This is a genomic window from Acinetobacter sp. 24-47-66, assembly GCF_056779755.1.
This window is the reverse complement of record NZ_JBWYIL010000013.1, coordinates 1-13,780: the sequence shown is the minus strand read 5'-3', so window position 1 is coordinate 13,780 and position 13,780 is coordinate 1. Positions and strand designations below refer to the sequence as shown.

Genomic DNA, 13,780 nt, shown 5'->3' with positions numbered 1-13,780 from the left:
GCTGAATTGCAATAGGCTGATTTTACTTTATTTTTAAAACATATTTTTTTTACCGATGGGTAAAAATTCAATAAAAGTCAGACCATTAGTTTTAATAATTTTTCAAGAAACAGATGATTTCTCATAAAACAGGCGTATGATGTGCACAATTTAACTATTGAGTGCTCACTTTATGACCAGTTGGTTTCCTAAATGGCGTCCCTTCACGGATGATATTGATACGCGTCCTGTTGGCACGACCGAATATTTACCTCCTGCGCAAAGTGTAGTTCTTGGCATTCAACATGCTTTTGCCATGTTTGGTGCGACAGTTTTAGCACCATTATTAATGGGTTTTGATCCTAATCTTGCTATATTAATGTCAGGTATTTGTACCCTGTTATTTTTCCTCATCACTGGCGGTCGAGTGCCCAGTTATTTAGGCTCAAGCTTTGCTTTTATTGGTGTAGTCATCGCGGCAACGGGCTATGCCGGTGCTGGAGCAAATGCGAATATTGCATTAGCTGCTGGGGGAATTATTGCCTGTGGTGTCCTTTATGCCTTAATTGGTTTTCTGGTGATGGCAACAGGTACTCGATGGATTGAAAAGCTCATGCCTCCTGTCGTAACAGGTTCTGTGGTCATGATCATCGGTCTGCATCTTGCACCGGTAACGGTAAAAAGTGTCGCGGGTAATCCATTTAATATGTGGATGGCATTGATTACTGTCATGTGTATGGCTTCAATTGCAGTATTCACCAAAGGGATGCTACAACGCCTACTTTTACTTGTGGGTTTGGTGCTGTCTTATATCGTATACTTTGTTATTACGAATATCATGGGTTACGGTACTCCAATTAACTTCACGCCGATTACACAAGCTGCATGGTTTGGTCTGCCTAACTTTCATGCTCCTGAGTTGAGTACGGACGCGATGCTCATCATTGCTCCTGTAGCTTTAATTTTAGTGGCTGAAAACTTAGGTCACATCAAAGCAGTCTCTGCCATGACTGGTGAAAATCTAGACCCACATATTGGTAAAGCGTTTGTAGCCGATGGTGTTGCAACATCATTAGCCGGTGGTGTAGGTGCTCCAGGCATGACCACTTATGGGGAAAATATTGGCGTGATGGCTGTGACACGTGTCTATTCCACGATTATTTTCGCCATCGCAGGTGTATTCGCAATTTTCCTTGGCTTATCACCAAAATTTGGTGCAATTATTCAAACCATTCCAACTGCGATTCTTGCAGGTGCATCAATTGTGGTGTTTGGTTTAATTACCATAGCTGGTGCTAAAATTTGGATCGAACATCGTGTCGATTTCTCTAAAAATAAAAACCTCATGATTGCTGCGATCACGCTGATCTTAGGTACTGGTGACTTTGCGCTTCAATTTGGTAGCTTCAATTTAGGTGGTATTGGAACGGCTACCTTTGCTGCATTATTCCTGAATTGGTTCTTTAGCTTAGGTGGAAAGTCTAACTAAAAATCTATCGCATATAAAAAAAGAGAGCTTAATGCTCTCTTTTTTAATTTTTTATTCTAATTAAGTATTTTAAGATTTTTTTCAATCGGTTGAGGTCGACCAAAATAATAGCCTTGAAACGTATTACAGCCATTTTCTTTCAGAACTTGGAACTGCTCTTCAGTTTCTACACCCTCTGCCACCACATTCAGATCGAGAATTTGTGCTAAATCAATAATCGTTTTCACAATAGCAATATCGCGTGGATTACCGACAATATTTTCTACAAATGAACGATCAATTTTGAGTTGATCCAGTGGAAGCATTTTGAGGTAATTCAATGAAGAATATCCTGTTCCAAAATCATCCATAGAGAATCTTAATCCACGCTCGATGAGCTTTTTCATTTTCTCAATTGAGTTATGCATATCGGTATAGAACATACTTTCAGTAAGTTCTAAACGTAATAATGTTGGATCAATTCCTGCTTCATCAATAATCCGAAGCACATTTTTATCAAAGTCAGTCTTACGGAATTGTTCGACACTAATATTGACTGAAATCGTCCAGTTTGAAGATTCTGGGTATTGGCTCCAATCTTTTAACTGTTGGCATGCTAATACTAATACACGATTACCAACATCATGTATGAGATCAGTTTTCTCCACTTCTTCAATAAATCGACCTGGTAAAATCAAACCGTGTTCAGGATGACTCCAACGTAGCAAGGCCTCATACCCAATCACTTCCTCTTCACGATTTACTAAAATCTGATAATAAAGTTGGAACTCATCTCGTAATAAAGCTAATCTTAAATCATTTAATAAAGCAGCTTTAGCAATAACACTTTGTTCCATTTCAGGATCAAAAACACATATGCAATTTTTACCATTTTCTTTAGCTTGATACAGCGCCATGTCGGCGTACTTAAGCAACTCATTTTTTGGCAATTTTGAATTACGGAAAATAAAAATTCCGATACTAGAGCTAGTATGGATTTTATTATCCTTTAATACGAAAGGCTCATTTAATGCAGCACGAACTTTATCAGCGATTTGCATCACTGCTTGATTAGCAATCGTTTCATCTGGATCTAAATCTGAAAGAATAATTAAAAACTCGTCTCCACCAAGACGGACAATTGCATTCTGCTGTGCCACACACTCCATAAGGCGCACCGAGACCATTTTGAGTAGGTCATCTCCACGATCGTGTCCTAACGTGTCATTAATATTTTTGAAGTTATCCAAATCCAACATCATGAGTGCACTATGTGTACCATTTTGTTTACATGATTCAATCACCTCCAACATGCGTTCTTGCATAAAACGGCGGTTAGGCAATCCCGTTAATTCATCATGTAATGCCATATAACGTGCATGGTCTTCGGAATTTTTTAGCTGTGTGATATCAGTTCGAATGGAGATATAGTTTTGTAAAACGCCATTATTATCTTTAAGCGGCACAATCGTGGTTTCAACCCAATATAAAGAACCATTTTTAGCTCGGTTACAAATTTCGCCTTTCCAAATTTCTCCACTCGAAATGGCTTTCCACATATATTTAAAAAAACTTCTCGGGTGATAGCCTGAATTAATAATTTTATGTGTTGATCCGACCAATTCTTCATAAGAATACTGTGAGATATTACAAAACTTCTCATTGACATGAGTAATGACGCCACGTGCATCTGTTATGGCTACAATTGAATGTGCATCAATGGCTACTTTATAGTTTTCAAGATCCTTGACTATTTTTTCTAATTGTAACTGGGTATCCATAGCGCCTTCGACCGTCAGTCTAAAAAGTGATGTATCCAAATGTTAACTTAATATTATTTTTTGTAACACCAAGCTTTGTTGAACCAGTTCACAAATCGGCTATATATTTTGTAAATTTCAATGAATAAAAGAGGAAACTAAGTTCCTCATTCTTATTAAGAATTCCGACTATTATGGTCGTATTTCTTTTAACTCTCTTTGAATAAAGTGTTGAATCATCTCTCGATATATTTTTTCCATGAGTAATGGATCTACACCATTCTTTGTAGCCAATTCACGTATTTTTTCAATCACTATTTCAACACGTTCAGGTGACTGTACATCTTGGATAGTTCTTTTAAATCGCACTGCCTGATCTACGTAATATTGGCGTAAACCAATTAATTCTGTTATGGCTTGATCAATTGAATCTATTTGTGCTCGAGCTTGCTGAAGGGTTTCGCATTTTTCTTTATTGATTTTCAATTGATTCGGTATCCCTGTGTTCAGATTCATTTTCACTTTTGTACTTTTGTTCTAACACATTACTGAAAATACTTTCAATCATCCATACACGATATAAGCTATTAAACACATAACTCTTTCCATCGATACGAAGCTCAAGCACTGGTAAATCAGGTTGTGATTTCATCTCACAGAGTAATTGATTTTCTTCTAGCTTTTGACTGATCGACTCTTCAGTGAGCGTCGTAATATTCAAGCTCTGTTTTAAGGCTTGAATATGAGGTCGATACGATAGATCTTTACCTTTACTCCATACAGCCTGCAAGATTTCATACATTGCATCAAGACGTTGATCCTCAGGCACACTGTAAAACAATCGTGCTATTTCATATGTCGCCTGCTGAGTCGGTCGGCAAAACGGCGTAAATTTTACTTCTGTTCGTTTAGATAAACGCGTTGCCAAACTCCAATCAAATAAATCTCGTCCCTGATATTGCAATGGATAAACGGTAAGTTGGATATCGTAATAATCGGCAAGTTCCTCTTTAATATAAGCTAATAATAACCAAGAGATCGGATCTTCTAATGCAATATAGAGGTCTAACTCAGGATTCATCGCCTGAATCTCAGATAATTCTTCAGCATCATTCATTAGGTGTTCCCGCCACTCAATATGATTGATGAGAAAAATAGGATTACCGGTCAAGAGTCTTTGTTGTTTTAAACGGCGGGTCAATCTTAATAAATCATCTACCGCATGATACCGACGATTACCGAGCTCAAAAAAACTTGCTAAAACTGGCGTGTGATCAAAAGTTCGCTCAGCGATTTGTTGTTCTTTTCGATGTCGACTAGCCATGACATACAAAGTACGTAATTTTCCATACTGCTGTTGCCACAACATATGGAAGACATCTTCCAATAAATAGAGAAAATTTTCACCTGTTAATGGGGTATTTCGTAAAATCGTTTCTGCCTGTTGAATCGCTTCAGCACTTGGTATTTCAGGCTTTTCATTATCGAATCCGAAACGATGCTGGTACGCTAAAATTTGGGCATCACGTAGACTGTAATCTTGCCACTCTTCAGGACTCATATCATTTGGAGCTTCAGCACCAGTATCTGAGATAACAATTTTTAAAGGCTTAATTTCATCTTTTAAAATGTCATTTAATTGTGCCAATTGCTGGACTGCAAGATAACTATACACATCATCTAAACGAAGATAGATCGTTAAACCCTGCTCAGTTGACAAGACCTCTTGACGATTTGGTTTCTGATAAAACCAACTCGATCGTAGCGGATCAAACCAACGGCGTAACAATGACATGAGATGTGCCTCAGATGATTTTACTGGTAAATTATGTGCTCAAAGTATCGAATTCATCGCTTTTTCTAAACTAAAAAAGTTTGAACGCGAGCAAAACTTATATCAAGACAAAGAGAATTGATCAATATTTATGACCTTTCTATCAAATATTGTCATTAATGTAATTGACGCTTTCAGATGAAATTCAAACTTTTCGTGATTAAAAAAGCATCCCGAAGGATGCTTTTGAATCATGATTGATCTAGTTTATAAGCAGATTAGATATCGCGTACCGCACCTTTTGCAGCACTTGTTGCATGCATTGCATACGCTTTAAGTGCTTTAGATACTTTACGTGGACGCTCTTTCGCAGGCTTCCAACCTTTAGCTTCTTGCACTTCACGGCGCGCTGCCAATACATCATCAGCAACTGCTAAGTGAATCGTACGGTTTGGAATATCAATTTCGATACGATCGCCATCTTCAACCAATGCAATTGCACCGCCTTCAGCCGCTTCTGGAGACACGTGACCAATTGAAAGACCTGATGAACCACCAGAGAAACGACCATCAGTCACAAGCGCACAGTCTTTACCCAAACCTTTTGATTTTAAGTAGCTTGTTGGATACAGCATTTCTTGCATACCCGGACCACCTTGTGGCCCTTCGTAACGGATCAGAACCACATCACCTGCTACGATCTTGCCGCCCAAAATTGCTTCAACTGCATCATCTTGGCTTTCAAATACGCGTGCTGTACCGTTGAATTTCAAAATTGAGTCATCAACGCCAGCCGTTTTGACAATACAGCCATCAAGTGCGATGTTACCGTAAAGGACTGCTAAACCGCCGTCTTTAGAGAAAGCATGTTCTGCATTACGAATCACGCCATTTTCACGGTCGCCATCAAGACGTGTGTAGTAACGGTCTTGTGAGAATGCTGTTTGTGTTGGTACACCGCCCGGTGCTGATTTATAGAAGTTATATACCTCTTCATTTTCAGTACGAATAATGTCCCACTTATCTAAAGCGTCTTTTAATGTTTTTTCGTGTACGGTTGGTACAGAAGTATCTAACAAACCTGCACGGTCTAGTTCGCCAAGGATCGACATGATACCGCCTGCACGGTGGACATCTTCCATGTGAACATTTTTAACCGCAGGTGCAACTTTACACAGTACAGGCACTTTACGTGATAAACGATCGATATCGTCCATTGTAAAATCAACTTCTGCTTCATGCGCAGCCGCTAATAAGTGAAGTACTGTATTGGTAGAACCACCCATCGCGATATCTAAAGTCATGGCATTTTCATAAGCAGCTTTAGGGGCAATGTTGCGTGGTAATACGCTGTAATCATTTTGTTCGTAATGGCGTTTTGTGATTTCAACAATCAACTGACCCGCACGCTCAAATAGTTTTTTACGGTTGGCATGCGTTGCAAGTGTTGAACCATTACCCGGTAATGATAAACCTAATGCTTCTGTCAAACAATTCATTGAGTTTGCAGTAAACATCCCTGAACATGAACCACAAGTTGGACATGCAGAACGTTCGTATGCTTTTACTTCTTCATCTGTGTAGTTGTCATCTGCAGCAACAATCATGGCATCCACAAGGTCAATCGCTTGTTCACCACCACGAATTTGGACTTTACCAGCTTCCATCGGGCCGCCTGAAACAAACACCACAGGAATGTTTAAGCGCATTGCCGCCATCAACATCCCTGGTGTGATTTTGTCACAGTTCGAGATACAAACCATTGCATCTGCACAGTGTGCATTGACCATGTATTCGACTGAGTCAGCAATCAAGTCACGCGATGGTAATGAATACAACATTCCGTCGTGACCCATTGCAATACCGTCGTCTACTGCGATTGTATTAAATTCTTTAGCTACACCACCCGCTTGTTCAATCTGACGTGCAACAAGCTGACCTAAGTCTTTAAGATGCACATGACCCGGTACGAATTGTGTGAATGAGTTGACTACTGCAATAATTGGTTTGCCAAAATCTTCGTCTTTCATTCCAGTTGCACGCCATAAGCCACGTGCACCCGCCATATTTCTTCCGTGTGTTGATGTTTTCGAACGATAGTCAGGCATTTTTATTTCCAACTTAAGCTGAGCTCGATGAATATATATTCAATCTGGCTAAATGATACTGAAATATAAGGCTAAATCAGTTGAACCTTACTTCTATTATGACAGCTTTCTGATTAACAGTTAACCATTGCTTGCAATTGTTCGTATAGGTCTGATTTGCCCTCAACGATCTAAATCGATGTAAGAGATGTGATCTACTATAAACCCTTATCTGAAATCGTAATACAAAACTTTCATGAATCTTTTTTTAAAAATACATAAATTTTATTAATCACACCTTAAGCACAACATGCACATGAAAACGTTTCAAATTACGACCTTATTTGGGCGAAAATCGCTTTTGGCATATAATGTTCTTTATATTGTTTTGGAAGTGTCTGAGTGAAAATCATCTTTGCGGGAACCCCTGAATTTGCAGCGAGTGCATTAGCAGCTTTGCTAAAGACTTCTCATGAAATTGTTGCTGTGTATACGCAGCCAGACCGTAAAGCAGGACGTGGACAAAAACTGACAGCGTCAGCGGTAAAGCAATTGGCGCTTGAGCACAATATTCCTGTTTACCAACCTTTACATTTTAAATCGTCGACTGAGGACGGTTTGGCTGCTCAAGCTGAACTCAAGTCTTTCAATGCTGATGTGATGGTGGTCGCAGCATACGGTTTAATCTTGCCTCAAGTCGTTTTGGATACACCTAAATACGGCTGCTTGAATATTCATGGTTCCTTATTGCCTCGCTGGCGAGGTGCAGCCCCTATTCAACGTGCTATCGCGACAGGTGATACTGAAACAGGTATTACGATCATGAAAATGGCAGCTGGTCTAGACACTGGTGATATGATGTTTAAAACGATCTGTCCTATTACGGCTGAAGATACTTCCGCAACCTTACATGATAAACTGGCTCAACAAGGGGCTGAAGCCACTCTCGCTGTTTTAGAAAGTGAAGACACTTTAAAGCATTATTTAGATACACGTGAAGTTCAAGATGAATCACTTACAGTGTATGCACATAAACTGTCGAAGGCTGAAGCTCAAATTAACTGGGCAAATGATGCTGTGACGATTGATCGAAATATCCGTGCTTTCAATCCTTGGCCCGTAGCTTTCACTCCTATTGATGAAACCAACAATTTACGTATTTGGAATTCGAAACTTTCTTCACTCACTCCATCAACTCAACAAATCGGTGAAATCATCGCTGTCGATCAGGATGGTGTTCACGTTGTGTGTGGTGATCATCAAGTGATTTGCCTCACTCAACTTCAGTGGCCAGGCGGTAAAGCGCTCAATGCTGCACAAATTCTACAAAGTCAAAAATTGCAGCCAGGACAGATCTTCGCATGAGCCAACAATCTTCTCATTTAAATTTACGCGGACATGTGATTAAAACATTACTAGCCGTTCAGAATGGGCAATCCCTCACCTCTGTTCTTTCCCAACATCTTTCATTGGTTGGTGAGCGTGATCGGGCCTTATTTCATGAATTGACTTTAGGCACTTTACGCCAATGGCATGCACTTAAAGCAATTACTCTCCCTCTTTTGACTAAACCGCTCAACAATGAAACCGTTGAAAGCTGCCTATATTTAGGTTTATATCAACTGCTTTGCACGCGTATTCCAGCACATGCGGCTATCTCAGAAACGGTAACAGCCACCAAACAACTTGGTTTTGAGGCTTTAAGTGGCGTCGTGAATGCGATTCTACGTCGTGTTTCACGTGAAACTGAAGAATTCGGCGAAGCATTAGACCAAGCCCATGGTTTACCTAGTTGGCTATTTAAGCGTTTGAAAAAAGATTGGCCAGAGTATCTTGAAATGCTTTCAGCTGAGCTTAAACTGGCTGCGCCTTTGACACTACGTGTAAATGAACGACAGGTAAGCCGTGAGGAATATTTAGATATTCTTGATGAAGAAGGGATTGATGCTCATCCATGTGAATGGTCCGATGTCGGCATTATCTTAGATCAATCCGTGCATATTCCTCACCTCCCTGGCTTTGAAGAAGGTGGTTTTTCTGTTCAGGATGAACATGCTCAACTTTGCGCGACCTTGTTGCCAAATCTTGATGATAAAATCGTAATTGATGCATGTGCGGCCCCAGGTGGAAAAACAGCACATATTTTAGAGTGTTATCGTCCTAAAAAGCTGTATTCGATCGATCACGACACAAAGCGTTTAAGCCGCGTAAGTGAAAACTTAGAGCGTCTTGCACTTAATCAGTATGCTCCAGTGGAAATACTCACTGCTGATGCTACGGTATGGTCTGCACCTGAACAGGCTGACTGTATTATTCTTGATGCACCGTGTTCTGCTATTGGAGTTGTACGACGTCATCCAGATATTCGTTTACTTCGCCAATCTACCGATATTCAACAAACGGTTGAACTTCAAAAACAAATTCTGAATCACATGTGGCTACAACTCAAAGTTGGCGGATCAATGCTTTATATTACCTGCTCGATTTTGAAAGCTGAAAATGAACACCAAATGATTGATTTCTTCAACACGCATGCAGATGCTCAAGAAATCAAATTAAATGTAAATTGGGGAATTGAACAAATCCACGGCCGTCAGTTATTGCCACAACAAGGTCATGGTGATGGATTCTATTATTGTTTAATTCAAAAGATTTAATGCTATTTTTTAAGATAGTTTATTTCTAATTTACCGACATATAAAAAAGCCATGACTCGTGTCATGGCTTTTTTAATATTGATCTGAAGTAGTTTAATCTTCAAGCTCATCTGGGTTTTTTGCCAAATGAATCATGGCTAAAATAAGACCACCCCATAACAGCACTGTTGAGATAATAAGCATCATTAAAGCAGAAGTATTCATCTTATTTCTCCTCAGGTCCATTGTCTTTTAGACGACTAAAAACAACCGCACAGAATACAAAGATTGCAACTACACCGCCACCAATTGGCAATAGAATCTCAATTGGATAACCGCCATAGCCTTCAGTAAATATTGAGTTCAAAGTTAGCAATAACGCAGCTAACAATGAAATTGGCGTGACTATCGTCAACATGAAGTTCCAACCAACACCTAGCTTAATACTAGCATATTGATTTACATGCTCTTGAAGTTGCTTTAACAATGGTCGACGGAACCATGACACCAATACAATTGATAATAAGCCACCCGCGACAATACCAATATTATTGGCAAAGTAATCGATAATATCGACAAAGGTAATCGCGCTGTGAGTTGAGAACAATAAAGTTGAAACAATTGCTGAACCACCTGCAATAATTGTCACAGCCTTCTTACGAGACCATCCTAACTTGTCTTGAAAACCTGCGATTGGAACTTGAAGAATACTGACCATGGATGTAATCCCTGCAACTGTTAAAGATGCAAAGAACAAGAAGCCAAATAAGTCTCCGCCAGCCCCCATGCTTGAAATGATTTTAGGGAAAGCGATAAAAGCTAAACCAATACCACCAGATACCACATCATCAACTGAAGCACCCGCACTGTAGGCCATGAAACCTAATGCTGCAAATACCCCAATACCAGCTAAAATTTCAAAAGATGAATTTGCAAGAGCAACGACTAGTCCAGAACCAGTTAAATTCGTTTTTTTCTTCAAATACGAAGCGTAGGTCAACATAATCCCGAAACCAACGGATAACGAGAAAAAGATATGGCCAAATGCAGCTAACCACACTTTATAGTTGCCCATCGCTTCCCAGTTTGGTGTAAAGAATGCATTTAAACCTTGGACAGCACCTGGTAAACGAATAGCTTGAATCACGAGAATCGTAAATAAAACCACCAACAAGGGCATAAAGATCTTATTCGACAATTCCACGCCTTTCTTCACCCCACCATACAGGATGAACATAACGATCGCCCAAACGACAACCAAACCTATAAATAAGGTCGGAACAAATCCAAATGCTAAGCCTTCACCATTCTGAAGATAGGTGGTGAAAAAGAATTTTTCTGTATCACTTCCCCACTGTTGACCAAATGAGTAGAACATATAACTACCCGCCCATGACAATACACTGGCATAGTAAATACCAATAATTAATGTCACAGCGACTTGCCACCAACCCAATGATTCACCATTCATCAACTTCTTGTAAGCTGTAGGTGGGGCCTTACGGTATTTATGTCCAACTGCATAATCTAAAAATAAAAGTGGAAGACCGGCAGCAAAAATTGCAACCAGATAAGGGATTAAAAATGCCCCGCCACCATTTTCATATGCGACATAGGGAAAACGCCAAATATTGCCTAAACCTACTGCAGAACCAATAGCTGCAATAATAAAACCTGATCTGGCGCTCCAATTTTCACGTGAAGCTGTCATATAGTACCTAATCCGTAAATGGGTACACGCTTACTGCTATTGTTGATGTTATCTCGCAAGTAATTGCATACCATTAAAATTTTGTTGTTTGAATCAGAAATGGCCTTTTGAGCATTTTTTTCGAATTACAAACCACCCCTTATTTAATATTCTTGGTTAAAGAAAGATGAAATAAAGGATGTTTAATGAATTAACAATAGCGCTTTTAATCAGATTTTTCTGTAATTAATTCAGGAAAAAACTGTGTTTCATCATTTTTTTATTCTTATTGATTAATTTTAACTCAATATGTTTATTTTTAAATCACAGCGTTAATCTAAACTAAATAATTTAAAAGGAGCGTTATGCTCCTTTTAACATAAATAATAATTTATCCTTGTTTAATCACAAGCAATCGTTCTTCTTGCATATCTCGAATTGCTGATTGAATCCCTTCTCGACCTAGACCTGAATCTTTAACACCACCATAAGGCATGTTATCCACACGGAATGATGGAATATCATTAATGATGACACCACCTACATGTAAATGATTCCACGCATACATCATTTTATTCAGACTTTGTGTATAAACGCCAGCTTGTAGACCAAATCGACTTTGATTAATTGTAGCAATGCCTTTTTCAAAATCTTTATACTTCTCTAGAATAGCTACTGGCCCAAAAGCTTCATCTTTATAAATTTCTAAAGACGTATCAACATTTTCTAGCAATATTGGATCAAATAAAGCCCCTTTTACCTGACCTTCGACTAAAACTTTGGCGCCTTTCTTTACCGCTTTATCGACCCATTTTTTAAGCCTTTTAGCTTCTCCCTCCTTGATCATAGGGCCACATAAGGTCAAGTCTGAATTTGGATCGCTCGCTTTGATTTTTTTAATTTTGGAAATTAATTTCTTCTTTAAATCCGTATAAATATTTTCATGGACTAAAATTCTTTGGACACTAATACAAACTTGACCTGCATGGTTATAAGCTCCCCCAATAAGACGATCAATTAACACATCAGATATTTCAGTATCAGGTTCAATTAAAACAGCAGCATTTCCACCAAGCTCTAAGGTGACTTTTTTTCGACCAGCACGTGCTTTCATATCCCAACCGACTTCATCCGATCCAGTAAAACTGAGTAATTTGAATCGGTCATCGGTTACCAAGATATCTGCCTGTTCGCGAGGACAAGGTAAAACTGAAAATGCACCTTGAGGTAAATCAGTTTCCGCCAATACTTCTGCAATTTTTAGAGCAGAAACTGGTGTAAGTGACGCAGGTTTCAGTACGAAAGGACACCCTGCTGCAATTGCAGGTGCAATTTTATGAGCAGTTAAATTAAGTGGAAAATTAAAAGGACTAATTAATGATATAGCACCAATCGGAACATGTTTAATCATACCTGTATAACCCTGTGTAGCAGCTGTCACAGCCAATGGCATTAAACGCCCATCGTCCATTTGTGTAACAGCATCAGCAGCGATTTGAAAGGTATTTATAAGACGCTCAACTTCAGCCTGAGCTGCTTTTAATGGCTTTCCACCCTCTGCAATCAGAATTGCAGTTAATTCCTCTCTCATTTCGCCAAAGCGTTTGACACAATGTAATAAAATCTTTTGCTTTTGAAATGGTTCTAATTTTGCCATTGCCTGTTCTGCATCAATTGCAGATTGGATTGCTTTTTCTAAAGTATTTGCATCTGCTAAGGCTACTCGGGCAAATGTTTTTTGGCTAAATTTATCTTTTACTTCAAGCCATTGACCTGTTTGGGATGCTTTAGAGGCAACATAAAGAGAATAATCACACTCAATTTTTTTTTCTGAATTGGTCATCGCGTATCCTTAAATATATTCGGATTTAAAACTTTTAAATTCACTATATCATGACCTCTCAAGCAACTTCTGTTCATGAGTAATTAAGTAATATATTTTTCACTCTTACTTTTTATTATGTAAATGCCTCTATTGCATCTCGCATGCATTTTAGTCACTCATTATTTAAAGCATTAAAATACAACCACGACCAATTGATTATGCGATCATTTTTCTATGTACACAGGTATACCAATAGAGACTAATCATACATTATGAATTTGAGCATCAGATGGATAAGAGAGGTTGCTATAACTGTTCAAGACATAAAATTTATCGTCTATATGATTATTTTTTTCAATTTTAAGATTAAAAATGTATTTAACGGATATATTCCAGTACCCCATGCATTTCCCTTAATTTTATTTGTTTATTTTTTTCTTTACTGCATAAAAAAACACCCCCTTCTATTGAAGGGGGTGTTTAGAATAATGAGCTGGCGATGACTTACTCTCACATGGGTAACCCCACACTACCATCAGCGCTAAGAGGTTTCACTTCTGA

Annotated in this window: 10 protein-coding genes; 3 read left to right on the top strand and 7 right to left on the bottom strand. The window is 38.8% G+C overall.

The window, feature by feature from the left end:
- The first annotated feature begins 172 nt into the window (after positions 1–172).
- A complete protein-coding gene (locus AC1M84_RS11520) occupies positions 173–1,468 on the top strand; it encodes a solute carrier family 23 protein (RefSeq protein ID WP_481593772.1) in 1,296 nt (431 codons plus the stop codon).
- A gap of 56 nt (positions 1,469–1,524) precedes the next feature.
- Here the strand turns inward: AC1M84_RS11520 and AC1M84_RS11515 are convergent, their stop codons facing one another.
- The 4 genes from AC1M84_RS11515 to ilvD all read right to left on the bottom strand — a co-directional run bounded on the left by AC1M84_RS11515 (position 1,525) and on the right by ilvD (position 7,089).
- Positions 1,525–3,228: a putative bifunctional diguanylate cyclase/phosphodiesterase gene (locus AC1M84_RS11515; protein ID WP_092768001.1), complete on the bottom strand. Its 1,704-nt coding sequence runs from the start codon at positions 3,226–3,228 to the stop codon at positions 1,525–1,527.
- A 171-nt stretch (positions 3,229–3,399) separates the two neighbouring features.
- Positions 3,400–3,687, bottom strand: a complete 288-nt coding sequence (locus AC1M84_RS11510; RefSeq protein WP_035270424.1) for a chorismate mutase — start codon at positions 3,685–3,687, stop codon at positions 3,400–3,402.
- A complete protein-coding gene (locus AC1M84_RS11505) occupies positions 3,680–5,002 on the bottom strand; it encodes a hypothetical protein (protein ID WP_481595016.1) in 1,323 nt (440 codons plus the stop codon). The genes AC1M84_RS11510 and AC1M84_RS11505 overlap by 8 nt, the downstream gene beginning before the upstream one ends.
- Before the next feature lie 257 nt (positions 5,003–5,259).
- Positions 5,260–7,089 carry a dihydroxy-acid dehydratase gene (gene ilvD / locus AC1M84_RS11500; protein ID WP_081403313.1) on the bottom strand — a complete coding sequence of 610 codons (1,830 nt, stop codon included), beginning with the start codon at positions 7,087–7,089 and terminating at the stop codon, positions 5,260–5,262.
- 381 nt (positions 7,090–7,470) lie between these two features.
- Here ilvD and fmt point away from each other — a divergent pair, with 381 nt between their 5' ends.
- Positions 7,471–8,433, top strand: a complete 963-nt coding sequence (gene fmt / locus AC1M84_RS11495) for a methionyl-tRNA formyltransferase (RefSeq protein ID WP_481593775.1) — start codon at positions 7,471–7,473, stop codon at positions 8,431–8,433.
- A complete protein-coding gene (gene rsmB / locus AC1M84_RS11490; RefSeq protein ID WP_481595015.1) occupies positions 8,430–9,725 on the top strand; it encodes a 16S rRNA (cytosine(967)-C(5))-methyltransferase RsmB in 1,296 nt (431 codons plus the stop codon). The genes fmt and rsmB overlap by 4 nt, the downstream gene beginning before the upstream one ends.
- A 93-nt stretch (positions 9,726–9,818) precedes the next feature.
- On the opposite strand, the gene AC1M84_RS11485 is transcribed toward rsmB, so the two are convergent.
- The 3 genes from AC1M84_RS11485 to AC1M84_RS11475 form a co-directional block, all read right to left on the bottom strand.
- Positions 9,819–9,929, bottom strand: coding sequence for a methionine/alanine import family NSS transporter small subunit (locus AC1M84_RS11485; protein ID WP_081403317.1), 111 nt, complete (start codon positions 9,927–9,929; stop codon positions 9,819–9,821).
- Position 9,930: 1 nt separating this feature from the next.
- A complete protein-coding gene (locus AC1M84_RS11480) occupies positions 9,931–11,415 on the bottom strand; it encodes a sodium-dependent transporter (RefSeq protein ID WP_481595014.1) in 1,485 nt (494 codons plus the stop codon).
- A gap of 370 nt (positions 11,416–11,785) precedes the next feature.
- Complete coding sequence (locus AC1M84_RS11475) at positions 11,786–13,237, bottom strand: aldehyde dehydrogenase family protein (RefSeq protein ID WP_481595013.1); 1,452 nt, start codon at positions 13,235–13,237, stop codon at positions 11,786–11,788.
- Between the last annotated feature and the right edge of the window lie 543 nt (positions 13,238–13,780).

Coding starts and splice junctions, on each gene's coding strand:
- AC1M84_RS11505 (WP_481595016.1), bottom strand. CDS start 5,002: ATGTCATTGTTACGCCGTTGGTTTGATCCGCTACGATCGAGTTGGTTT.
- AC1M84_RS11480 (WP_481595014.1), bottom strand. CDS start 11,415: ATGACAGCTTCACGTGAAAATTGGAGCGCCAGATCAGGTTTTATTATT.
- AC1M84_RS11475 (WP_481595013.1), bottom strand. CDS start 13,237: ATGACCAATTCAGAAAAAAAAATTGAGTGTGATTATTCTCTTTATGTT.
- AC1M84_RS11485 (WP_081403317.1), bottom strand. CDS start 9,929: ATGAATACTTCTGCTTTAATGATGCTTATTATCTCAACAGTGCTGTTA.
- ilvD (WP_081403313.1), bottom strand. CDS start 7,089: ATGCCTGACTATCGTTCGAAAACATCAACACACGGAAGAAATATGGCG.
- AC1M84_RS11515 (WP_092768001.1), bottom strand. CDS start 3,228: ATGGATACCCAGTTACAATTAGAAAAAATAGTCAAGGATCTTGAAAAC.
- rsmB (WP_481595015.1), top strand. CDS start 8,430: ATGAGCCAACAATCTTCTCATTTAAATTTACGCGGACATGTGATTAAA.
- AC1M84_RS11520 (WP_481593772.1), top strand. CDS start 173: ATGACCAGTTGGTTTCCTAAATGGCGTCCCTTCACGGATGATATTGAT.